The sequence below is a fragment of the Chachezhania antarctica genome (assembly GCF_003646465.1).
Lineage (GTDB): Bacteria > Pseudomonadota > Alphaproteobacteria > Rhodobacterales > Rhodobacteraceae > Chachezhania > Chachezhania antarctica.
Genome location: NZ_QZEX01000013.1, coordinates 53,212 through 74,954 on the forward strand (window position 1 = coordinate 53,212; position 21,743 = coordinate 74,954).

A 21,743-nucleotide genomic window follows, 5' to 3' on the forward strand; every position below is an offset into this window, starting at 1 on the left:
ATCCGCGGTGCATCAATGCTGCGCGCGCCAATCCGGGAGGATCAGCGATGACGAAACATGAACTGCCCCAGGGCATGGTCCGCGCCGCCGGCGGGACTGGCGTGAACGAAGGCTACATGCCGGGCTGGGCCAACGATTTCGAAACCGAAGCGCTGCCCGATGCGCTGCCGCAGGGCATGAATTCGCCCCAGAAGTGCAATTACGGCCTTTATGGCGAACAACTGTCCGGCACTGCCTTCACCGCCAACCCGCCGGAGCGGACGTGGACCTATCGCATCCGGCCATCCGTCAAGCATTCGGCCCGCTACACGAAGATCGATCTGCCCTACTGGAAATCGGCGCCGAACGTCGATCCGGACGTGACCAGCCTGGGCCAGTACCGCTGGGACCCGGTGCCGCCGTCGGAGGATGCGCTGACGTGGCTCACGGGCATGCGCACGATGACGACCGCCGGCGACGTGAACACACAGGTCGGGATGGCCGCGCACATCTACCTTGTGAATACGTCGATGCAGGACGAATATTTCTACTCGGCCGACAGCGAATTGCTGGTCGTCCCGCAGGAAGGCCGGCTGCGCTTTGCCACCGAACTGGGCATCATCGACGTGGAACCGAAGGAGATCGCGATCCTGCCCCGCGGCCTCGTCTACCGCGTCGAGGTTCTGGAAGGCCCGTGCCGCGGGTTCGTGTGCGAGAACTACGGCCAGAAGTTCGAGCTTCCTGGCCGCGGGCCCATCGGCGCCAACTGCCTTGCCAATCCGCGCGACTTCAAGGCGCCGGTGGCGGCGTTCGAGGATCGCGAGGTCCCGTCGACCCTGACCATCAAGTGGTGCGGCCAGTTTCACGAGACGAAGATCCCGCAAAGCCCGCTGGATGTCGTGGCGTGGCACGGCAATTACGCGCCCTACAAGTACGACCTGCGGAACTACTGCCCCGTCGGCGCGATCCTCTTCGATCACCCCGATCCGTCGATATTCACCGTGCTGACCGCGCCGTCGGGCGTGCCGGGCACGGCGAACATCGATTTCGTGCTGTTTCGCGAACGCTGGCTGGTGGCCGAAGATACCTTCCGCCCGCCGTGGTACCACAAGAACATCATGTCCGAGCTGATGGGCAACATCTACGGCCAGTACGATGCCAAGCCGCATGGCTTCGTCCCCGGCGGCATGAGCCTGCACAACATGATGCTGCCGCATGGCCCGGACCGCGACGCGTTCGAGAAGGCATCGAACGCCAACCTCGGGCCGGACAAGCTGGAGAACACGATGTCCTTCATGTTCGAAACCCGCTTCCCGCAGCACCTGACCGCCTTCGCGGGCAAGGAAGCACCGCTGCAGGACAATTACATCGACTGCTGGGACAGTCTTGAGAAGAAATTCGACGGCAAGCCCGGCAAGAAATAGGGCGCACCCGCGTCTGACGGTCCCGGCAGTTCGGCCGGGGCCAACCCATTCACGACAGAACGACAGGACCTGACGATGGCCAAGGCATTCGCGTCGCAAGGCGACATGAGCGAGAAGAACATCTCCTTCACCGAAGTGGGCGAAGGGCTTTACGCCTTCACCGCCGAAGGCGATCCGAACACGGGCGTGATCATCGGCGACGACAGCGTGATGATCGTCGAGGCGCAGGCCACCCCGCGGCTGGCCCGCAAGGTGATGGAATGCGTGCGCTCGGTCACCGACAAGCCGATCAGCCACCTTGTGATGACGCATTACCACGCCGTCCGCGTGCTGGGCGCCTCGGCCTACGGTGCGCGAGAGGTCATCATGTCCGACGTCGCCCGCGCCATGGTCGCCGAACGCGGGCAGGAGGACTGGGACAGCGAATTCGGCCGTTTCCCGCGCCTGTTCGAAGGGCACGAGGAAATCCCCGGCCTGACATGGCCCACCACCACCTTCAGCGACCGGATGACCGTCTATCTTGGCAACCGGCGGGTCGATATCGAATGCGTGGGCCGCGCCCATACCGCCGGTGACGCGGTGATCTGGGTGCCGGATCAGGAAGTGCTGTTTACCGGGGACATCGTCGAATACCATTCCGCCTGCTATTGCGGCGACGGTCATTTCAACGATTGGCCCGATACGCTGGACGCCGTCGCCAGTTTCGAACCCCGCGCGATTGCGCCGGGCCGGGGCGATGCGCTGGTGGGCACCGAAATGGTGACAGCGGCGATCGAGAACACCAAGGATTTCGTCCGCTCCACCTACAAGCCGGTGGAGAAGGTCGTGGCCCGCGGCGGGTCGCTGAAAGAGGCATGGGACGCGGTGCGCGCCGCATGCGACCCGAAATTCGCCGACTACGCGATCTACGAACACTGCCTGCCCTTCAACGTCGCCCGCGCCTATGACGAGGCCCGCGGGATCGACACGCCGCGCGTCTGGACGGCGGAACGCGATCAGGCCATGTGGGCGGACCTGCAGGGATGAGTGCTGCGGCGCCTTTCGTGACCATGGCGCGGAACAACGCCTGGGCCAACGAGGTGCTGCATGGTGCAGTGGCGGGGATGGATGAAGCGAGATTCACCGCCCCGCGCCCCGGCTTCTTTCCGTCGCTGGCGGCGACCCTGAACCACATCCTTCTGGTCGACCGGTTCTACCTGGCCGCGCTGGAAGGGCAGGGGGTGCCCTATGCCGATATCGACGCGCCCGACATCACCGAACCGGGCGCGCTGTACGCTGCACAACGGGCCTGTGACACGCGCCTCATCGCGTTCTGCGAAGGGCTGTCGGAAGGGGCATTGTCGGAAACCCGCGACACCAGGCGGGTGGACGGTCCGGTGCCGGAACGGGTGGATGCGCTGCTGCTGCACCTTTTCCAGCATCAGGTTCACCATCGCGGGCAGGCCCATGTGCAGGTGCAGGACGCAGGGCTGTCGCCACCGCAGCTCGACGATTTTCATCTGGAGTATGGCCGCGTCGCATCGGCTCGCGCGTGGCTCGACGGCTAGGCCGTCAGGGGAGGGGACATGTTGGACGACCGCTATTCGCTGGCTTTCAAGCTCTATCCGTACGAACGCTCGGCCGATCAGGACGCGGCGCAGGCGGTGCGCCATCCGGTGATCGTGGTGGGCGGGGGCCCCATCGGCGTGGCCACCGCGCTGGATCTGGGCCTGCAGGGCATCCCGGTTGTGGTGCTGGACGACCATGAGGGCATCGGCCAGGGCAGCCGCGCGATCTGCTTCGCCAAGCGCAGCCTCGAAATCGCCGACCGCTACGGCGCGGCCGGGCCGATGCTGGACAAGGGCGTTGTCTGGAACCTTGGCAAGGTCTTCCACGAAGACCGGAAAGTGTTCGAGTTCAACCTGCTCCCCGAATCCGGCCACCGCTTTCCGGCGTTCATCAACCTGCAGCAGCCCTATTTCGAACGCTTCCTCGTCGAACGGCTGCGAGAATTGCAGGCAGACGGTGCGCCTATCGAGATCCGCGGCAGGAACAGCGTGCAAAGTGTCGAATTTCACGACGATCACGTCCGGCTTCAGATCGACACCCCCGAAGGCCCCTACACGCTGGAAGCCGACTGGCTGATCGGCTGCGACGGCGCGGGCTCGCCCCTGCGCACGATGATGGGGCTCGATTTCGATGGCCGTGTGTTTCAGGACAGTTTCCTGATCGCCGACATCACGATGAAGGCCGATTTCCCCACGGAACGCTGGTTCTGGTTCGAACCGTCCCACAAGGCCGGCGCCTCGACCCTGCTGCACAAGCAGCCAGATGGCGTCTGGCGGGTCGATTTCCAGATCGGCTGGGACGTGGACCGAAAGGTCGAACTGAAGGAGGAGAACGTCCGCAAACGGCTCGACGCGATGCTGGGGCCGGACGTGGAGTATGAACTGGTCTGGACGTCGATCTACACCTTCCAGTGCCGCCGGATGAAGAAATTCCGGCATGGGCGCGTCCTGTTTGCCGGCGACTCCGCGCACCAGGTGTCGCCCTTCGGCGCGCGCGGCGCGAATTCCGGCATGCAGGACGTCGACAACCTTGGCTGGAAACTGGGCATGGTGATCCGGGGCGAGGCGCCGGATGCGTTGCTGGACAGCTACTGCGCCGAACGGCGGCATGGCGCGGATGAGAACATCCTGAACTCCACCCGCGCGACCGATTTCATCACGCCCAAGTCGAAGATCAGCCACATCTTCCGCAATGCAGTGCTGGACCTGGCCGAGCGGTTCGAATTCGCGCGGCCCCTGGTCAATTCCGGTCGCCTTTCGGTGCCTTGCGTCTATGACGGCTTGCCGCTGAACGGCCCCGATGCCCTGACCGGCGGCCCGGCCCGCACCCGCGTCGGCAGCCCGTGCCCGGATGCTCCGCTGGGCGACGGCTTCCTGCTGCCGCGTCTGGGCAAGGGCTTCACGCTCCTGACCATCGACGTCGAGGCGGCGGAGACGATCGAGGCCGACGGGGTGATCGCCACGCGCGTGGCGCTCAGGGCGTCCGACGACACGACCGGCGCGCTGGCCGAACGGTACCTGGGAACGGCCGCCTCGGCTGTCTACCTGATCCGTCCCGACCAGCACGTTGCGGCGCGGTGGGAGAGTTTCGACGCCGCCGCGGTGCAGGATGCGCTGCGGATCGCCTGCGGAAAAGGATGACAGATGACGCTGCAGACCAAACCGAACATCGCCGATGCTGACGGCTTCTACGCCGACCTGATCGCCGCCCATGACGGGCTGAGCGAAGACGAAAGCGCCGCCTTCAACGCGCGCCTGATCCTGATCCTCGCCAACCAGATCGGTGACCGCGCCGTGCTGGATGCGGCGCTCGAGGCGGCGCAAGCCAGGCGCTGACCGGCGAACGGTGCGTGGAGACCACGCACCCTACCGACCGTCGGAAGAAGAGCGCCGTCCGGGGAACCTTGACGTAGGGTGCGTGGTTTCCACGCACCATGCCCGGCGAAAACCCAACGGCCCTGACGTCTTTGGCCCTAGAATAACTCGGAGGTGTGGGGGCAGAGCCCAACGAACCGCTCAGCTCCACTGCACATCTCCCAGGAAGATGTACCCTGCGCCGTAGATCGTCTTGATCAGGCGCGGGTTCTTCGGGTCCTCGCCCAGCTTGGCCCGCAGCCGCGAGATGCGCACGTCCATCGCCCGGTCGAAGCTTTCCCCCGCCGTTCCGCCCAGCGCGTCCTGCATCTGCGTGCGGCTGATCAGGCGCTTGGGGTTCTCCAGGAACAGCCGCAGCACCTCGCCCTCGGCATGGGAAAAGGTGGATTCCGCCCCTCCGCCGTTCACCAGCGCGTAGCGGTCGAAATGTGCGGTCCAGCCGTTGAAAGCCGCGCTCTGTCCAGATTGGGGCACGGCGCTGCGCGACCGCAACCGGGCACGGATGCGGGCCAGCACCTCGGCCGGGTCGAAGGGCTTGGTGATGTAGTCGTCGGCGCCCAGTTCAAGCCCGGTCACCCGATCCTGCACCTGCACCCGGCCGGAAATGATGATCACCGCCGCCCCCTGTTCCAGCGCCAGCCGGTGGACCAGCGCCAGCCCGTCGGTGTCGGGCAGGGACAGGTCGACAAGGCAAAGATCCGGCGTCGCGCGTTGCAGCGCTGTTTCGAACGCGCGGGCGCGGGCGAAGGACTGGGTGCGGTAGCCCGCTTCCTCCAGCGCGTCGGTCAGGATCTGGCGCACCTCGGGTTCGTCGTCGAGGATCCAGACAAGAGCGCCTTCGCTTGGGGTCATGATCGCCTCATGCTGCTGCTTCATGGCCCAGAAGGCCGGCCAGGGTCTGTATCGTGAACGGCTTGCGCAGCACCGGCCCGCTGGTCAGCGCGGCGCGGTGAAGCGGATCGTCGAGCGGAAGGGAGGTCATCAGGATCAGCGGCACGCCAGCAGACTTGGCCGCCCAGCCGAGGTCGAGCCCGGTGGCCGTGCCTTCCAGCTTGATGTCCGACAGGATCAAAGCGATCTCTCCCACGTCGCCCAGAAGTGCCTGCGCCTCGTCTGCCGCTGCGGCCTCGATCACGGCATAACCCAGGTCCATCAGCATGGTCCGGTAGTTGCTGCGCAGATCGGCGCTGTCTTCGACCAGCAGCGCCAGACCGCCGGGGGCGGCCGGGGCCAGCCGCAGGGGCAGGCGCAAGCGTACTTCGGCCCCGCCGGACCAGTTGCCGATCTCCATCGCGCCGCCGGCCATCTTGACCATGTCGTAGACCATGGGCAGGCCAAGGCCCGAACCCGCGTCGCCCTTCGTCGTGAAGAACGGATGCAGCGCCTTGTCCAGCGCATCCGGTGAAAAGCCCGCGCCGGTGTCGGTGACGGACAGTTCCAGCCAGATGTCGCCCACCGCGTGCGCCGTGATGGTGATCTGCCCCGACGTGCCGCAGGCATCGCGAGCGTTCAGGATGAGGTTCAGCAGCGCGTCCTGCAACAGACCGGGGTCGAGCATCACGGGCCGGTCCGGGCAATGGTCGAGCACCGTCAGATCCACCGCCTGCGGCAGGCTGGGCGAGGCCAGCAGTTTCAGGTCGGCCAGGAAATCATGCATGTCGGTCGCCTGCGGCCGGGGCGGTCGCTGGCCCGTCATGTCAGCGATCCGGTTCAGCAGCCGCCCACCGCGCCGGGCCGCGGTGCGGGTGGCGGCGATCAGGTCGGCGGCCTCGGTGCCCAGATCCATCCGGGCCAGCCGGCTTTGCATGCCAAGGATGATCGTCAGGAGGTTCGAGAAATCATGCGCCATGCCCGAGGTCATCTGCGCCGCGATCTCGCGCCGCCGGCCCTGTTGCAGCGCGGCGCGGGCCTGGGTTTCCGCGGTGACATCCATCGACAGGATATAGGCCCCGCCCTGGCCATCGGGAGTGAAAGCGGCGCGGAGCCTGCGGGAATCGTGCGGCTCGGTGAACTCGAACACCGGGCTTTCGCCCTGGAAGGCGGCATGAAGATGGGGGCGTATCAGCTCGAAATTCTCGATCCCCACGGCGGCGGACAAGGTCATGCCCACGACATCGGCCGGGCGGCCCGGCATGATCGCCGACAGGCGGCGGTTGGAATAGGTGTAGCGGCCTTCGGCGTTCACATGGGCGATGTGGGCGGGCATCATCTCAGTCACCAGACGCGTGCGGGCCTCCATCTCCGTCAGTTCGCGCTTGGCCTCCTCCAGCGCGGCGTTGGAGGCGGCGAGCTTGCGGTTGGCGGCGGCCAGTTCCTCGGAATGGGAGACGAGCTTTTCCGACAGCTCCTCCGACCGTGCCCGCAGAAGCGTTTCGCTGCGCTTGGCTTGCGTGATGTCGGTGTAGACGGTGACCCAGCCGCCTTGCGGCAGGGGCGAGCCTTCGACCGAGATCGTGCGGCCGTTGGCGCGGGTGCGTTCCATGTAATGCGGTTCGAACGCGCGGGCGATGTCGACCTTGTCGGCGACATAGGCCTCTATATCGTCGATGGGGCCATATTCGCCCGAGGTGGCGAGGTAGCGGATGGTATCCTCGAAGGGTGCGCCCGGGATGGTCAGCCAGTCGGGCAAGTTGAACATCGTCTGGAACGGACGGTTGCAGACAGCCAGCCGCAGATCGCGGTCATAGATCGAAAGCGCCTGGGCAATGAGGTTCAGCCCGGCGCTGGTCATGGCCTTGGTCTGGGTGTCGTCGAGTGTCATGGGCACGGGTCCTGCGGGAAGAACAGGCTAGCATCGGGCGGGGCGGCGGGCAATCTTGCGTGGTGCGTTGGCCGGTGTCGGAGGGGGCTCTGCCCCCACCCGCCCGTTCCGGGCGTGCCCCCCGGAGTATTTTGGGAAAGAAGAAACCGGGCTTCTGATGAGACTTCGGGCATCTCTTGGCGAAGTTGGGGAGGGCACGGTGAAAATCGGCATGTGCGGTTAGCGTCTGTGGAAATATCGGGTATCTCTGTGGCGAGAATTCGAAAGGTTTGTCCATGAGTTATGTCACCACGCTGGAACAGACGCGGTTCACGTTCCCGGATCTGCGCGCGCTTCTGGCCAAGGCGTCGCCTCATCGCAGCGGCGACGTGCTGGCGGGTGTTGCGGCAGATGGGCCGGTGGAGCGGCTGGCGGCGCAGATGGCGCTGGCGGACTTGCCGCTGAGTGCCTTTCTGTCGGTGGATGTTCTGGGCGTGGACGGCGACGAGGTGTCCGACCTGATCGCTGCGCGCCATGACGCGGAGGCGTTCCGGCCCGTGGCGTCCCTGACGGTGGGCGAATTCCGCGAATGGCTGCTGGCGCCCGAGACGGATGGCGCGGCAATCGCGGCACTGAAATGGGGACTGACGCCGGAAATGGTGGCGGCGGTGTCCAAGATCTGCCGGGTGCAGGACCTGATCGCGATTGCCGCAAAGGTGCGGGTCGTGACCGCGTTCCGGACGACGATCGGCCTGTCCGGGCGGCTTTCGACGCGGAACCAGCCGAACCACCCGACCGACAGTTCGCGGGGGATCGCGGCCTCGGCGCTCGACGGGCTTTTGATGGGATCGGGCGACGCGGTGATCGGGGTGAACCCGGCCACGGATACGGTCGAGGATTACGTGCGCATCGTGACGCTGCTGGACGACCTGCGGCAGGCGCTGGAGATCCCGACGCAATCGTGCTGCCTGGGCCATGTCACCACAGCCATCGCCGCGATGGAGGCTGGCGCGCCGGTGGATCTTGTCTTCCAGTCGGTCGCCGGGTCGGCAAAGGCCAATGCCGAGTTCGGGGTGACCCTGTCGTTGCTGGCCGAGGCGACGGAGGCGGCGCGGGCTCTGGGCCGGGGCACCGTCGGCACCAACGTCATGTATTTCGAGACCGGGCAGGGCGCGGCCCTGTCGGCCAATGCGCATAACGGTGTCGATCAGCAGACGATGGAAGCGCGGGCCTATGCTGTGGCGCGGGAATTCGATCCGCTGCTGGTCAACACGGTCGTGGGCTTCATCGGCCCGGAATACCTGTTCAACGGAAAGGAGATCCTGCGCGCGGGGCTGGAGGATCACTTCTGCGGCAAGCTGCTGGGCCTGCCGATGGGGGTGGACGTCTGTTACACCAACCACGTGGAGGCCGATCCCGACGACATGGACACGCTGTTCGTGACGCTGTGTTCGGCGGGGGTGAATTTCGTGATCACGGTGCCGGGCTCGGACGACGTGATGCTGAATTACCAGAGCCTGTCGCATCACGACGCCGTCTTCGCGCGCGAGACGCTGGGGCTGGCGCCCGCGCCGGAATTCGAGGACTGGCTGAACCGGATCGGGCTGACGGATGGGGCAGGACGGCTGCAGGACGCGCCGCCTGCGCTCGCGGGCCATCCGGGTGTGGCCGGTCTGCTGGAGGCACACGCATGAGCAAGGGACGCACCGAGGCGTTGCTGTCGCCCCTGAAGGCCGCGACCGAGGCGCGGATCGGCATGGGCCGGTCGGGCGCCGGTCTACCGACACGGGCGGGCCTGTCCTTCGCGCTGGATCACGCGCGCGCGAAGGAGGCGGTGTGGTCCGAACTGGACCGGGAGGCGTTGCAGGAAAGCATCGCCGATCTGGGCCCGGTTGGCCTGGCCGACAGCCAGATCAGCGAGGGGCGGGCCGAATACCTGCGCCGCCCGGATCTGGGGCGGTTGCTGGCGCCGGGGGCGGAACTGCCGGACGCATCCCCCGGGGGCATTTGCATCGTCGTGGCCGACGGGCTGAGCGCCATGGCGGTAAAGTTCAACGCCGCGGCTGTCCTGCGGTCGCTGGTGCCACTGCTGCCGGGGATCGGGATGGATCTTTCGGGGATCGTCCTGGCGCGACAGGCGCGCGTCGCGCTGGGCGACGAGGTTGCGGTGAAGATGCGGGCCGCCGGCGTCGTCGTGCTGATCGGCGAACGGCCCGGGTTGTCGTCGGCCGACAGCCTTGGGGCCTATGTCACGTGGAACCCGCATGCGGGCATGCCCAATGCCGACCGGAACTGCATTTCCAACATCCGCGCGGGGGGGCTGGACCCGGCTGACGCCGCCCGCCAGATCGCCGGGTTGTTGCGGACCATGAAGCGTGTCGACGCCAGCGGACTGGAGATGAAGACCCGGCTGACCGCGCTGACAAAGGCCGACGGCTAGAGCGGCGCCGGACGTGCCCATGCCGGGATCTCTACCGGGCGCTCATCGCCATGGTCGGGCTATTTGTGATCGACACGCTTGTTGTGGCGATCCTTTGGAAGGTTGCCGGACCCCCTGAGGTCGATCCCCGTGTTGCGCAAGGCGCGCGGCGGAGATCGGCGTTCGCCGTTGCACGGCACATCGTGGCAAGGGCAGAGAGCCGGACCTGGGGTGCCAAAACCTGCAGGGCGCGAGGTCTACTTCTTGCGGGTCGGCGGGACTTCTTTCATGGACTCCAGCAGGGCGGCCTTCAGTCCCTCGGGGTCCCCGACCAGACGTTCATCGCGGCAGATATCGGTCGCGAGGGCCGTGGCATTGGCGAAGTCGTAGCCATTGAGCACGAGATCGTTGATGAACGTACCCTGCGGCTTGTCCCAGATCGTCTGACGCCACGGGCCGCGGTAGCAGTCGATGATGATCGGGTGCCCCCCGGTCGCCTTTGCCGCGCTGCCGTCGGTTGCGAACGCGGGGGCAGCGGGAAGGGTCAGCGGGATCAGCATAAGGAGGGCGGTGCGAAACGATGCCATAATGGGAAAACCTCTTGTCTCGGACAGAACTCGCCGAGGGTGATGTGAATGAGCGCATACTGCACGGGGTCGATGCGGTGTGTGAAGCAGGCCAAGCGCTTCGCTTCAAGTGAAGATTGAACGCTACGCGAGGTCACACGCAATTTTGACCGGTTTTTCGTCTGGTTTGGGAAGTGCAACCGCAACAATGCCCCGAAAATGGCCATAATGTTGCCGTGCAGAGATTCGCCGGAGAAAGTACGGTTTGGGCGGTCACGTCGGCGGGCAGAGGACCTGGGCGCTTGTGTCAGTCGTCGTCCAGCGCGCGGATCGCGGCGTCGAGATCGTTCAGCAGCGCGTTGATCCGGTCGGGGCCGATCCGCGCTTCGATCCTTTCATAAGCCTTGATGCTTTCGGGCGAGACCTTGCGGATGAAGGCGAAGCCGTCGTCGCTCAGCCGGATCCGGGCACGCCGGCCGTCGCCGGGGTTGCGATCCATGGCGATCAGGCCGCGTTCATCCAGCGTCTTCAGGATGCGCGACAGGGACGGCGCAAGGATGCAGGCGCGTTCGGCCAGTTCGGTCGCGGTGATGACGTCGGATTCCATCAGAACCCGCAGCACGCGCCATTGCTGTTCCGTGACGCCGTGAGCTGACAGGATGGGGCGGAACTCGCTCATCAACCGTTCGCGCAGCCTGAGCAGCGTGATTGGCAGGGTGCGCCGGGTCTCCGAAAGCTCGAAGCCGTCGCGGAATTCTGAACGCGCCATGATCTGTTCCTCGTGTCGGAATCTTTGGTCTTTCAAAGCGGCGGCGTTGACAAGCGGCTTATTGATTAACATGTTCATTTATGGGAGGCGAATCGATGCCGCATCTTGCAATGGACTATTCGGCCGGGCTGGAACACCGCTGTGACATGACCGCGGTGGCCACCGCCGCGCATGGTGCCATGGTGGCGGCCGGGATCTTTCCGGTGGCCGGTATCCGGGTGCGGCTGCACAAGGCGGATCATGCCATCATTGCCGACGGGCTGGCAGAGAACGACTTCCTGGCCATGACGCTGTCAGTCGGCGCCGGACGGTCGACCGAGGCGTTGAAAGCCGCGGGCGACCTGATCTTTGCCGCTGTGCAGACGGCGCTGGCCGAACCCCTCGCCACCCCCCATTTCGCCCTTTCGCTGGAAATCCGGATCATCGATCCGGAGCTGAGCTGGAAGGACACGCCCATTCACGCCCGCGTGTCGGCACCGAAGAAGGACTGAGCCATGAGCGTTCTGGACGACAACATCCAAAAGGCCCACGCCTACATGGCGCCGTTTCGCGAGGGCGGCGTCATGAACCATATCGACGGCGACATTGTGCCCGCGATTTCGGGGCAGTGGATGGATACGATCTGCCCGGTCGATGGCTCGGTCCTGGAACAGGTCACGATGTCCGGTCCGAAAGACGTGGACCGCGCCGTTGCCGCGGCCAAGGCAGCCTTTCCGGGCTGGTCGAAAACGCCGGGGGCCGAGCGCCGCAAGATCCTGATCAAGGTGGCAGAGGCCATCGAGGCCCGGGCCGAGGAGATTGCCTTCATCGAATGCATGGACACGGGCCAGGCGCTGCGCTTCATGTCGAAGGCCGCCCTGCGCGGGGCGGCCAACTTCCGCTTCTTCGCGGATCAGGCGCCCCATGCCGAGGACGGGCAGGTCACACGCACACCCACGCAGATGAACACGACCACCCGTCGCCCCATCGGGCCGGTGGGCGTGATCACCCCGTGGAACACGCCGTTCATGCTGTCGACGTGGAAGATCGCACCTGCGCTGGCATCGGGCTGTACCGTGGTGCACAAACCCGCCGAATTCTCGCCCATGACGGCCAAGCTGCTGGTCGAAATCGCCGAAAGCGCGGGCCTGCCCAAGGGCGTTCTGAACGTCGTGAACGGGTTGGGCGAAACCGCGGGCAAACGGCTGACGGAACACCCCGAAATCCGCGCCATCGCCTTCGTGGGCGAAAGCCGCACCGGGAGCATGATCATGAAGCAGGGCGCCGACACCCTGAAGCGCGTGCATTTCGAACTGGGCGGCAAGAACCCGGTCATCGTGTTCGACGATGCCGACATGGAGCGCGCGCTGGATGCCGCGACCTTCATGATCTATTCGCTGAACGGGGAACGCTGCACGTCATCGTCGCGCCTGCTGGTGCAGGATACGATCTATGCCGAGTTCACGGCCAAGGTCGCCGAGGTCGCGAAGAAAATCAAAATCGGCCATCCGCTGGACCCCGACACGGTAGTCGGCCCGCTGATCCACCCGGTACATGAAAAGAAGGTCCTGTCCTATTTCGATACCGCCAGTGCCGAAGGTGCGACCATCGCCGCGGGTGGCGAAAAGGTGGGCGATACGGGTTGCTACGTGGCGCCAACGCTCTTCACCGATGCCACCAGCGACATGGCCATCGCGCAGGAGGAGATCTTCGGCCCCGTCCTGACCGCCATTCCCTTCAGGGATGAAGCCCATGCGCTGGAGATTGCCAACAGCGTGCAATACGGGCTGGCCGCTTACGTCTGGACGCAGGATCTGGACCGCGCGATCCACATGACCGACAATCTGGAAGCGGGCATGATGTGGGTGAATTCGGACAACATCCGCCACCTGCCGACACCCTTCGGCGGCGTGAAATCATCCGGCATCGGCCGCGACGGCGGCGACTGGTCGTTCGATTTCTACATGGAAACCGTGAACGTCTGCTTCCCGCGCGCGCCGCACAAGATCCCGAAACTGGGCGCCTGAGCGCCCGTTTCCAGATACAGTCATCCCCGGGAGGACCCACAATGCCGATCCCCGCGCCCGTCCTGGCCCCGCCGTTCAACATCCTCCGTCTCAGCCATGTCGAATTCGGCGTGACGGACCTGGCCGCCAGCCGCACGTTCTATACCGACATCCTTGGCCTGCAGGTCACGGACGAGGACGACAGCACCATCTATTTTCGCGCCATGGAAGAACGCGGACACCACTGCCTTGTCCTGAAGAAGAAGCCCGAGCCCGGGATCGACTACCTGTCCTACAAGCTGTTCGCCGAGGAAGAACTGGACAAGGCAGAGACGTATTTCAAAGGCCTGGGCCACCGCACGGACTGGGTCGACCGCCCCTACCAGGGCCGCACCCTGCGCACGCATGATTGTTTCGGCGCACCGATGGAGTTCTATTTCAAGATGGAAAGGCTGGAACCGATCCACCAGAAATACGCGCTCTACAAGGGTGTGAAGCCCCTGCGGATCGACCATTTCAACTGCTTTGCCCCGAACGTGGACACGGCCGTCGACTTCTACGGCAAGCTGGGCTTCCGGGTGACGGAATACACCGAGGATGCGGAATCCGGCGCGCTCTGGGCCGCGTGGACGCATCGCAAGGGCGGCGTGCACGATATCGCCTTCACCAACGGCCACGGCCCCCGCCTGCATCACACCGCGTTCTGGGTGCCGACGCCCCTGAACATCATCGACCTGCTCGACCTGATGGCGACCACGGGTTACGTCGGCAACATCGAACGCGGCCCGGGGCGGCACGGGATTTCGAACGCGTTCTTCCTCTATATCCTCGACCCGGACGGCCACCGGATCGAGATCTACTGTTCCGACTACCAGACCATCGACCCCGATCTTGAGCCGATCAAGTGGGACCTGAAGGACCCGCAGCGGCAAACGTTGTGGGGGGCTCCGGCGCCGAAATCGTGGTTCGAGAATGGCTCCGCCTTCACCGGGGTCGAAACGCGGGACGCCGATCTGAAGGCCTCACCCATCATCGCGCCATGATGGGGGCAATCCCATGGCAGAGACGCAGAAGGACCAGAGCATGAACATTCCCGCAAGGGTTGCCGCATTCCGCGCCGGGGGGCTGAACCGTTATGGCCTCGTCACCGATGCGGGCATCGTGGATCTGACTGTGGAGTTCGGGGCGCGCTTCCCCACGCTGCAACACGTCATCGAAGCCGGCGCGCTGGAGGAGATCATCGCCGCAGGCGAAGCCCGCGCGCCCGCCTTCCGCGAGGAGGATGTGGAGTTCCTGATCCCCATCGCCCGGCCGGAAAAGCTGATCTGCATCGGCGTGAACTTCCCCGACCGCAACGCTGAATACAAGGACGGGCAGGCCGCGCCGGGCAAGCCATCGATGTTCATCCGCTTTCCGCGGTCCTTCACCGGGCACAACGGCGCCCTTGTCCGTCCGCCGGAAAGCGAGCAGCTGGATTACGAGGGCGAGTTGACCATCGTCATCGGCAAGGGCGGGCGCCGCATCGCGCGCGAGGACGCCTATGACCACATCGCGGCGATCACGCTTTGCAACGAAGGCACGATCCGCGACTGGGTGCGCCATGCGAAGTTCAACGTGACGCAAGGCAAGAACTGGGATTCGACCGGCGCCATCGGCCCGTGGCTGGTGCCCTTCCGCGAGGCCGCGCAGCTGGACGACATCAAGCTGGAAACCCGCGTCAACGGAGAGATCCGCCAGCAGGACCGCACCGGCCGGATGATGTACGATTTCCGCTACATCCTGAACTATGTCTCGACCTTCTGCACGCTTGCCCCGGGCGACGTGATCGTCTGCGGCACGCCCACGGGCGCGGGCGCGCGGTTCGATCCACCTGTCTGGCTGAAGCCCGGCGATGTGATAGAGGTGGAAGCGGACGGTGTGGGAATCCTGCGTAACACGGTGGTGGACGAATGACCCTTACAGACACACAAATCGAAGACGCCGCCGAGGCGCTGCTGACGGCCGAAGACACGGGCACCCAGATCGGGCTGCTGTCCCTGAAATACCCCGGCATGGACCTTGACGATGCCTACCGGATCCAGGCGGCGCAGATGGTGCGGAAGCTGGCTTCGGGCCGGACGATCGCCGGCTGGAAGATCGGCCTGACATCCAAGATCATGCAGGACGCACTGGGCATCGCGACGCCCGACAGCGGGGTTCTGTACGATGACATGCTCTTCGCCTCGGGAGTCGCAATCGCCGCGGGCCGCTTCATCCAGCCCCGGGTCGAGGCGGAGATCGCGTTCGTCATGAAATCCCCGCTGGACGGGGATGTCACCCGCGATGACGTTCTGGCAGCGACGGATTACGTGGTGCCATCGCTTGAAATCCTCGACACGCGAATCCAGCGCAGGGATCCCGAAACGGGGCAGGCGCGGGTGATCGTGGACACGATCAGCGACAACGCGGCCAATGCGGGTATCGTCACGGGCGCGCAACACCACGCCGTCGATGCCCATGACCTGCGCTGGGTCGGTGCGATCCTCCGAAAGAACGGCGAGGTCGAGGCGACGGGCCTTGGCGCCGCGGTGCTGGACGATCCGGTCACCAGCCTCGTCTGGCTGGCCCGCCGCATGCACCAGTACGGGCAGAAGATCGAAGCCGGGCAGGTGATCCTGTCGGGCTCGTTCATCGCGCCCGTCGAATGTCCCCCCGGCACGGTGATCGAGGCTGATTTCGGCGCTTTCGGTGATGTGTTCGTCAGCTTTGAGTGATCCCCATGCCCGCACCTGAAAACATCTTCAAACGGCGCCTTCTGGCGAAGGAAACGCAGATCGGCCTTTGGGTCGGGCTGGGCGATCCCAGCGTGGCGGAACTGGCGGCCGGCACCGGGTTCGACTGGCTGGTGCTGGATGGCGAACACGGGCCCAACGGCTTGCGCGATATCCTGGCGCAACTGCGGGCCGTAGGCGCCGGCCGCGCGCACCCGGTGGTCCGCACCCGCGACGACAGCCGGACCGAGATCAAGCAGATGCTGGATATCGGCGCGCAGACGCTGCTCATCCCGATGATCGAAAGCGCAGACCAGGCGCGCGAGGCCGTGCGATCCGTACTCTATCCGCCCGAGGGCGTGCGCGGTGTCGGGGCGGCGCTGGTACGCGCGTCGGGCTACGGCGGGGAGGCCGATTACCTGCACACGGCGAACGACCAGATCTGCCTTCTGCTGCAGGTCGAAAGCCGCGCGGGGATGGCGGCGCTGGACGATATCCTTGCGGTCAAGGGTGTCGACGGCGTGTTCATCGGCCCTGCCGATCTGGCCGCAGACATGGGCCACCGGGGCAATCCCGGCCACGACGATGTCAGGAAAGCCGTCAGCGACGGGCTGGCCCGGATCCGCGCCGCCGGTGTCGCCGCAGGCGTCCTGACCGGTGACCGCGCACAGGCCAAAAGCTTTGCCGAGGCGGGCGTGGAGTTCCTGGCGGTCGGGTCCGACGTGGGCACCCTGCGCAGTGGTCTGGTGGCCTTGCGCGACGCGTTCTGATCGGTCAGGGGGCAACGCTCCGGAGATCGCTGTCCGGGCCAATTTCGGTCAACGGGTCCGCGGCAGGGACGCGACTGTCTCTGTCAGATCAGGCCCTCGGTGCACCAGCCGTCGAAGACATCAAGTGCTGCCGCCACGAACGCGGGGTCGTTGATATGGCAGTCGAGCTCGACCAATGTCACGTTAGCCGGGACCTTGGAACGCAGTTCGTCGATGAAGGCCGCAAGACCTTCGGGATCGGACAGCACGCCGCCCGGTCGGTCCCATTCGTTGCCACCCTGAAGCGGCAGCAGGAAGGTCACCGGGCCGGTGGCCGTGGCCAGCTTGTCGCACAGGGCGCGGGCCATCTCGCGCCGCTGGTCCGGGGTCATCATCACCGATGACAGCAGCCGATTATGCGCATGGATCTCCTGCCCGGCGAGCTTCTCCGGAACGGGTTGCCAGCCGACAATATCGATCAGGTCGTAGCAACCGATGGACACAAGCTGCGGCGTGCCGGTGCGGCCCGCGTTCGTCATCCGGTCTTCGCCCGCGGTGACGGTCGAGCCCATGATGTGGTTGCCGATCTCCTGCGGGGCAAAGTCCATCACGGCGGCGAAGGCCTTCTGACCGGCCAGGCTTTCGAAGGCACGCCCGCCCATGCCCGTCGCATGGAACACGGCGACTTCATAGCCGCGCGCCTCCAACGCCGGTTTCAGGTCGACCATGTAGCGCAGGACCGTCTTGCCGAAGGACGTCATGCCGATCAGCGGCTTGTCCCGGTCCGGCTTTTCCACGGCCCGCGCCGCGCCCAGCACGGCACCCGCAGCCTGCGACAGCGACGCCTTGCAGACAGAGTTCAGGCCATAAAGCCCCCCGGCCCACAGGATCATCTGCACATCGGCCGGCAGCCTGTCGGTCGGGATCAGGGGCGAGAAGCTGACCGTCGACACTATGTATTTCGGCACCCCCAACGGCAGGGCGGAACAGACATCCAGCGACAGATCGGTGCCCATGGTGCCGCCCAGCACGATAACGCCATCGAAACGCCGGGCTTCGTACAATTCCGCAGCCATGGCCGCCGCACCGCGGGCCATATCCTGCATGGCAAGGTTTTCATCCTCGTGCGCGATGGCCTGCGCGATGGTGCTGCCGCCTGCCTCGACGACCTGGTGCTTGGAAATGTCCGTGGGCTTCTTCGGATCGCCCAGAACGCTGACATCCATCGTCAGGACCTTGCCGCCCTGCGCTTCGATCACGCCTGTCAGGTAGGACAGTTCGTCGTCCTTGGTGTCGTAGGTGCCGACGACAAGAATGGTGGGTTCGGTCATAGCTTGATCCACGCTGTTTTCAGGTCGAGATACTTGTCCATCGCATGGAGCGACTTGTCGTGCCCGTTGCCCGATTGTTTGACCCCGCCCAGGGGCACGGTGTTGTCGGCGCCGCCATAGGTGTTCACGTGCACGACGCCTGCGCGCAATCCCCGGATCATCCGGTGCGCGCGGGACAGGTTCGATGTCCATACGGCCGCGGCCAGCCCGTAATCGGTGCCGTTGGCGATCTGCAAAGCGTCTGCTTCGGTATCGAAGGGAATGACGGCCAGCACGGGGCCGAACACCTCGTCCTGCGCAATGCGGTCGCCGGGCGCGACGCCGGTCACCAGCGTCGGTTCCATGAAATATCCGCCGGTATCTTCCAGAATGCGCGCGCCGCCGATCACGGTGCGCCCGGCGGCGCGGGCCTCGTCCACGAAAGACAGGTTCTGCGCCAGTTGCCGTTCCGAATTCACGGCGCCCGCATTGGTCTTCAGATCCAGCGGATCGCCGACCTTCATCGTCTCCATGAACGTGGTGAGTCGGGCAACGAATTCGTCATGGATCGACCGCTCCACCAGCAGGCGCGAGCCCGCAACGCAGACCTGCCCGGAATTGCGGAAGATCCCGTTGGCCGAGACCTTCACCGCCTCGTCCAGATCGGGCACATCGGCGAAAACGATGTTGGGGGATTTGCCGCCAAGTTCCAGATAGACCCGTTTCAGGTTCGACCGGGCCGAATATTCCAGCAGCCGCCGCCCCACGGGGCCGGAGCCTGTGAAGACCAGCACATCGACGTCCATAGACAGCCCCAGTGCCTCGCCCACCACGGCGCCTTCGCCGGTGACGACGTTCAGGACGCCGGGGGGGAGGCCAGCCTCGTGCCCCAGTTGCGCCAGCTTCAGCAGCGAAAGGGACGCGGTTTCGGCGGGCTTCAGCACCACGCTGTTGCCGGCGGCCAGCGCGGGCGCCAATTTCCATGCGCCGATCATCAACGGGAAGTTCCACGGCACGATGGCCCCGACGACGCCCACGGGTTCGCGGTGGACCAGTGCCAGCACGGACGGATCGGTCGGCGCGATCTCTCCGTTCAGCTTGTCGATGGCTTCGGCGTAGTAGCGGAGCGTACCGGCGGCCGACAGCGGTTCGGCCTTCAGGGCCATGCCGATCTCGGTCCCGTTGTCGCGGACGCCAAGCACGGCCAGTTCGGCGGCGTGTTCCTCGACCAGCGCGGCCCATTTCGACAGCACCGCCTTGCGCTTGGCCGGCGCCGTGTCCGCCCACACGCGTTCAACGAACGTCCGTCTCGCGGCGGCCGTGGCGGCGGCAACGTCGTCCTTTGTACCACGGGCGATGGTTGTCAGCACCTTGCCGTCCAGCGGCGAGATGACGTCCAGCCGCCCCCCGTCCGATGCGGGCACGTGCGCGCCGTCGATCAGGTGATCGGCGGGGGGAACCTCGGCGCTGCGCAAGCTGTCGATGCGGTTCTGGTCAAGCATGGCCTAGCCCTGTTGCGAGTTGTGAATGTCGTGGTCATGGGAATCTTCGGGCGAGGTCGCGCGGCGTTCCCGGATGATCCCCCAGATGTGGATGACGATCAGCAGCACGATGGCGGCGGCCAGCATCGCCGCGATGGGCCGGTCGACGAAGTCGAGCGGTGTCTTGACCCGCGCCATGGCCGACCGCAGCTTGACCTCCATGATCCCGCCAAGGACCATACCAAGGATGATCGGCACGGTGGGCAGGTTCTGCCGTTTCAGCACCAGCCCCAGCATCCCGAACCCGGCGGCAATCGCGCAATCGGTGATCGAGTTCCTTAGCGAATAGACCCCCACGAAGCCCAGCGTCAGGATCGTCATGCCAAGGAACCGCGTGGGAATCCGGATAATCCGCATCAGCATGTTGGACGACAGGCCCACGAAAACGACCACGACGACGTTCAGCAGCATCATCGACATGAAGAGCGCGTAGACGAAATCCAGCTGGTTCTGGAACAGCCCCGGCCCCGGCACCACGTTGTGGACGTAGAAGACCGACAGCATCATCGCCGTCAGCGCCTCGCCCGGGATACCCAGCGCCAGCAGCGGGATCATGGCGGCGGCGGGCACGGCGTTGTTGGCGCTCTCCGATGCCACCAGCCCTTCGGGGCTGCCATTGCCGAATTCATCGGGCGTTTTCGATGTCTTGCGGGCGTAGGTGTAGGTCAGGAACTGGGCGGTGAATTCGCCCACGCCCGGGATCATCCCCATCAGCACGCCGAAGCCCGATCCGGCCGCGGCGATGCGCTTGTGCCTGAAGACGCCGGTCATGGCCTTGAACATGTTGCCGACGACGCGTTCGCCCTTTGGCGCCTCGTCGGGTTGCGTGGCCAGCAGGAAGCCTTGTGACAGCGCGAAGAGGCCCAGCACGACGACGATCAGATCGACGCCCGAGGACAGGAAATCGAAGCCGAAGGTGAAGCGCTGGGTATAGCGCACCGGCTCGAGCCCGATGGTTGACAGAAGGATGCCGAAGGCCGCGAGCGATCCGGCGGCGAAGGTCTGGCCACGGTGAGCGATCACCACCAGCACAATCCCCAGAAGGGCGGCCAGGAAGATCTCGCGCGAGCCGAACATGGGGGCGATCCTGGCCAGTACGGGCGACAGCAGGATCAGCGCGGCGATCGACAGGATGCCGCCCACGAAACTGGCACCATAGGCCAGCCCCAGAGCGCGCAGCGCCTCGCCCCGTTTGGTCATCGGGTGGCCGTCATAGGTGGTCAGCGCGTTGACTGCCGTACCGGGCGTGTTGATCAGGATCGCGGGCAGGGAGCCGCCGTACATGGACGATCCGTAGATCCCCAGCAGCATGGTCAGGCCGACGATGGGCTCCATCGAGAACGTCGCGGGCAGCAGGATCGCGATGGCGACGGGGGCGCCGACACCGGGAATGGCGCCGATGATGACTCCGCCGATGGACCCGATCAGCAGCGCGAACAGGACGGCAGGGGTCAGCAGCAGGTCAAAGCCGGCGATCAGGTCAACCATCAGAGATACGTCATCACGAAAGTCCGGAACGGCCCGGATGGCAGGGACTGGTAGACCTCACCGGCCGGAATGCGCACACCCAGAAACCCCTTGAAGATCACCACGACAAGCGTGCCGAAGACGGCAGCCGCCAGGATCCACCGCCAGCCGCGATAGCCAAGGCGCAGCGTCAGCAGGATCGTGAAGGCCAGCGTTGCGGGCAGGTAGCCTATGATCGGCACCAGCCAGACATAGGCCATGAACCAGATCGCGTATTCCACGGCCTTGATCCATTCCAGCACCTCGGCCATGCGTCCGGGGATGCGTTCCGACACCATGGCGCCGATCAGGTGCAAGAGGCTGAACACAACCATCGCGATTACCGCCACACCGGGCCAGAAGGCCGGCTGCGCGAAGGTCTTCACCCGCGGCAGCCACGGCGCCTGCGTCGGAAGATTGAACAGCAAGAACAGCGCGAACAGGAAGGCGAGTGCCGCGATGAAGAAATCGCCCGGCCGCCGGTATCGCTGAAACAGGTCCTGGAGGGTCTTCATGGATAGGCTCCGGGTTGGTTCAATATTTGAACCTATGGTGTTAAAATAACTTGCCTCGCGAAAAAGCT

General features: G+C 65.3%; 21 protein-coding genes. 13 read left to right on the top strand and 8 right to left on the bottom strand.

What is annotated here, in order from left to right:
* The first annotated feature begins 47 nt into the window (after positions 1–47).
* From hmgA to D4754_RS20130, 5 genes are all read left to right on the top strand, one after another.
* Positions 48–1,403: a homogentisate 1,2-dioxygenase gene (hmgA, locus tag D4754_RS20110; RefSeq protein WP_121067201.1), complete on the top strand. Its 1,356-nt coding sequence runs from the start codon at positions 48–50 to the stop codon at positions 1,401–1,403.
* A 75-nt stretch (positions 1,404–1,478) separates the two neighbouring features.
* Positions 1,479–2,429 (top strand): MBL fold metallo-hydrolase, encoded by a 951-nt coding sequence (locus D4754_RS20115; RefSeq protein WP_121067204.1) that lies wholly within the window; start codon positions 1,479–1,481, stop codon positions 2,427–2,429.
* On the top strand, positions 2,426–2,950 hold the full coding sequence (locus D4754_RS20120) for a DinB family protein (protein ID WP_121067207.1): 525 nt from the start codon (positions 2,426–2,428) through the stop codon (positions 2,948–2,950). Before D4754_RS20115 ends, D4754_RS20120 begins: the two co-directional genes overlap by 4 nt.
* An 18-nt stretch (positions 2,951–2,968) precedes the next feature.
* Positions 2,969–4,591, top strand: coding sequence for an FAD-dependent oxidoreductase (locus D4754_RS20125; RefSeq protein WP_121067210.1), 1,623 nt, complete (start codon positions 2,969–2,971; stop codon positions 4,589–4,591).
* A gap of 3 nt (positions 4,592–4,594) precedes the next feature.
* A complete protein-coding gene (locus tag D4754_RS20130) occupies positions 4,595–4,786 on the top strand; it encodes a DUF2783 domain-containing protein (protein ID WP_121067212.1) in 192 nt (63 codons plus the stop codon).
* Between the two features lie 180 nt (positions 4,787–4,966).
* Here D4754_RS20130 and D4754_RS20135 read toward each other — a convergent pair whose 3' ends face one another.
* Together D4754_RS20135 and D4754_RS20140 are read right to left on the bottom strand one after the other, a co-directional pair.
* Entirely contained in the window at positions 4,967–5,701 is a 735-nt protein-coding gene (locus D4754_RS20135) for a response regulator transcription factor (RefSeq protein WP_240453954.1), read from the bottom strand.
* On the bottom strand, positions 5,685–7,586 hold the full coding sequence (locus tag D4754_RS20140) for a PAS-domain containing protein (RefSeq protein WP_121067214.1): 1,902 nt from the start codon (positions 7,584–7,586) through the stop codon (positions 5,685–5,687). The genes D4754_RS20135 and D4754_RS20140 overlap by 17 nt, the downstream gene beginning before the upstream one ends.
* A 275-nt stretch (positions 7,587–7,861) precedes the next feature.
* On the opposite strand from D4754_RS20140, the gene D4754_RS20145 reads away from it, so the two are divergent.
* Entirely contained in the window at positions 7,862–9,259 is a 1,398-nt protein-coding gene (locus D4754_RS20145) for an ethanolamine ammonia-lyase subunit EutB (RefSeq protein ID WP_121067216.1), read from the top strand.
* Complete coding sequence (gene eutC, locus D4754_RS20150; protein WP_121067218.1) at positions 9,256–10,005, top strand: ethanolamine ammonia-lyase subunit EutC; 750 nt, start codon at positions 9,256–9,258, stop codon at positions 10,003–10,005. Before D4754_RS20145 ends, eutC begins: the two co-directional genes overlap by 4 nt.
* Positions 10,006–10,241: 236 nt before the next feature.
* On the opposite strand, the gene D4754_RS20155 is transcribed toward eutC, so the two are convergent.
* Both D4754_RS20155 and hpaR read right to left on the bottom strand, forming a co-directional pair.
* Complete coding sequence (locus D4754_RS20155) at positions 10,242–10,544, bottom strand: hypothetical protein (protein WP_163025998.1); 303 nt, start codon at positions 10,542–10,544, stop codon at positions 10,242–10,244.
* A gap of 313 nt (positions 10,545–10,857) precedes the next feature.
* Positions 10,858–11,319, bottom strand: a complete 462-nt coding sequence (gene hpaR, locus D4754_RS20160) for a homoprotocatechuate degradation operon regulator HpaR (protein ID WP_121067377.1) — start codon at positions 11,317–11,319, stop codon at positions 10,858–10,860.
* Between the two features lie 95 nt (positions 11,320–11,414).
* Here hpaR and D4754_RS20165 point away from each other — a divergent pair, with 95 nt between their 5' ends.
* The 6 genes from D4754_RS20165 to D4754_RS20190 are packed head-to-tail and all read left to right on the top strand — an operon-like array spanning position 11,415 to position 16,824.
* A complete protein-coding gene (locus D4754_RS20165) occupies positions 11,415–11,810 on the top strand; it encodes a 5-carboxymethyl-2-hydroxymuconate Delta-isomerase (protein WP_121067380.1) in 396 nt (131 codons plus the stop codon).
* A 3-nt stretch (positions 11,811–11,813) separates the two neighbouring features.
* Positions 11,814–13,325 carry a 5-carboxymethyl-2-hydroxymuconate semialdehyde dehydrogenase gene (hpaE, locus tag D4754_RS20170; protein WP_121067224.1) on the top strand — a complete coding sequence of 504 codons (1,512 nt, stop codon included), beginning with the start codon at positions 11,814–11,816 and terminating at the stop codon, positions 13,323–13,325.
* Positions 13,326–13,366: 41 nt separating this feature from the next.
* Positions 13,367–14,347 carry a 3,4-dihydroxyphenylacetate 2,3-dioxygenase gene (hpaD, locus tag D4754_RS20175; RefSeq protein WP_121067227.1) on the top strand — a complete coding sequence of 327 codons (981 nt, stop codon included), beginning with the start codon at positions 13,367–13,369 and terminating at the stop codon, positions 14,345–14,347.
* Positions 14,348–14,360: 13 nt separating this feature from the next.
* Positions 14,361–15,257, top strand: coding sequence for a fumarylacetoacetate hydrolase family protein (locus D4754_RS20180; RefSeq protein WP_420837225.1), 897 nt, complete (start codon positions 14,361–14,363; stop codon positions 15,255–15,257).
* Positions 15,254–16,057 carry a 2-oxo-hept-4-ene-1,7-dioate hydratase gene (gene hpaH / locus D4754_RS20185; protein ID WP_121067233.1) on the top strand — a complete coding sequence of 268 codons (804 nt, stop codon included), beginning with the start codon at positions 15,254–15,256 and terminating at the stop codon, positions 16,055–16,057. The genes D4754_RS20180 and hpaH overlap by 4 nt, the downstream gene beginning before the upstream one ends.
* 5 nt (positions 16,058–16,062) lie before the next feature.
* Positions 16,063–16,824 carry an HpcH/HpaI aldolase family protein gene (locus D4754_RS20190; RefSeq protein ID WP_121067237.1) on the top strand — a complete coding sequence of 254 codons (762 nt, stop codon included), beginning with the start codon at positions 16,063–16,065 and terminating at the stop codon, positions 16,822–16,824.
* Between the two features lie 83 nt (positions 16,825–16,907).
* On the opposite strand, the gene D4754_RS20195 is transcribed toward D4754_RS20190, so the two are convergent.
* Genes D4754_RS20195 through D4754_RS20210 form a run of 4 tightly spaced genes read right to left on the bottom strand, consistent with a single transcriptional unit; the run spans position 16,908 to position 21,675 of the window.
* Positions 16,908–18,134: a Tm-1-like ATP-binding domain-containing protein gene (locus D4754_RS20195; protein ID WP_121067240.1), complete on the bottom strand. Its 1,227-nt coding sequence runs from the start codon at positions 18,132–18,134 to the stop codon at positions 16,908–16,910.
* Positions 18,131–19,615 carry an aldehyde dehydrogenase gene (locus D4754_RS20200; RefSeq protein ID WP_121067243.1) on the bottom strand — a complete coding sequence of 495 codons (1,485 nt, stop codon included), beginning with the start codon at positions 19,613–19,615 and terminating at the stop codon, positions 18,131–18,133. The genes D4754_RS20195 and D4754_RS20200 overlap by 4 nt, the downstream gene beginning before the upstream one ends.
* Positions 19,616–19,618: 3 nt before the next feature.
* Entirely contained in the window at positions 19,619–21,142 is a 1,524-nt protein-coding gene (locus D4754_RS20205; protein ID WP_121067246.1) for a tripartite tricarboxylate transporter permease, read from the bottom strand.
* Positions 21,142–21,675, bottom strand: coding sequence for a tripartite tricarboxylate transporter TctB family protein (locus D4754_RS20210; RefSeq protein WP_121067249.1), 534 nt, complete (start codon positions 21,673–21,675; stop codon positions 21,142–21,144). Before D4754_RS20210 ends, D4754_RS20205 begins: the two co-directional genes overlap by 1 nt.
* Positions 21,676–21,743 lie beyond the last annotated feature (68 nt).

Coding starts and splice junctions, on each gene's coding strand:
- hmgA (WP_121067201.1), top strand. CDS start 48: ATGACGAAACATGAACTGCCCCAGGGCATGGTCCGCGCCGCCGGCGGG.
- D4754_RS20115 (WP_121067204.1), top strand. CDS start 1,479: ATGGCCAAGGCATTCGCGTCGCAAGGCGACATGAGCGAGAAGAACATC.
- D4754_RS20120 (WP_121067207.1), top strand. CDS start 2,426: ATGAGTGCTGCGGCGCCTTTCGTGACCATGGCGCGGAACAACGCCTGG.
- D4754_RS20125 (WP_121067210.1), top strand. CDS start 2,969: ATGTTGGACGACCGCTATTCGCTGGCTTTCAAGCTCTATCCGTACGAA.
- D4754_RS20130 (WP_121067212.1), top strand. CDS start 4,595: ATGACGCTGCAGACCAAACCGAACATCGCCGATGCTGACGGCTTCTAC.
- D4754_RS20135 (WP_240453954.1), bottom strand. CDS start 5,701: ATGAAGCAGCAGCATGAGGCGATCATGACCCCAAGCGAAGGCGCTCTT.
- D4754_RS20140 (WP_121067214.1), bottom strand. CDS start 7,586: ATGACACTCGACGACACCCAGACCAAGGCCATGACCAGCGCCGGGCTG.
- D4754_RS20145 (WP_121067216.1), top strand. CDS start 7,862: ATGAGTTATGTCACCACGCTGGAACAGACGCGGTTCACGTTCCCGGAT.
- eutC (WP_121067218.1), top strand. CDS start 9,256: ATGAGCAAGGGACGCACCGAGGCGTTGCTGTCGCCCCTGAAGGCCGCG.
- D4754_RS20155 (WP_163025998.1), bottom strand. CDS start 10,544: ATGCTGATCCCGCTGACCCTTCCCGCTGCCCCCGCGTTCGCAACCGAC.
- hpaR (WP_121067377.1), bottom strand. CDS start 11,319: ATGGCGCGTTCAGAATTCCGCGACGGCTTCGAGCTTTCGGAGACCCGG.
- D4754_RS20165 (WP_121067380.1), top strand. CDS start 11,415: ATGCCGCATCTTGCAATGGACTATTCGGCCGGGCTGGAACACCGCTGT.
- hpaE (WP_121067224.1), top strand. CDS start 11,814: ATGAGCGTTCTGGACGACAACATCCAAAAGGCCCACGCCTACATGGCG.
- hpaD (WP_121067227.1), top strand. CDS start 13,367: ATGCCGATCCCCGCGCCCGTCCTGGCCCCGCCGTTCAACATCCTCCGT.
- D4754_RS20180 (WP_420837225.1), top strand. CDS start 14,361: ATGGCAGAGACGCAGAAGGACCAGAGCATGAACATTCCCGCAAGGGTT.
- hpaH (WP_121067233.1), top strand. CDS start 15,254: ATGACCCTTACAGACACACAAATCGAAGACGCCGCCGAGGCGCTGCTG.
- D4754_RS20190 (WP_121067237.1), top strand. CDS start 16,063: ATGCCCGCACCTGAAAACATCTTCAAACGGCGCCTTCTGGCGAAGGAA.
- D4754_RS20195 (WP_121067240.1), bottom strand. CDS start 18,134: ATGACCGAACCCACCATTCTTGTCGTCGGCACCTACGACACCAAGGAC.
- D4754_RS20200 (WP_121067243.1), bottom strand. CDS start 19,615: ATGCTTGACCAGAACCGCATCGACAGCTTGCGCAGCGCCGAGGTTCCC.
- D4754_RS20205 (WP_121067246.1), bottom strand. CDS start 21,142: ATGGTTGACCTGATCGCCGGCTTTGACCTGCTGCTGACCCCTGCCGTC.
- D4754_RS20210 (WP_121067249.1), bottom strand. CDS start 21,675: ATGAAGACCCTCCAGGACCTGTTTCAGCGATACCGGCGGCCGGGCGAT.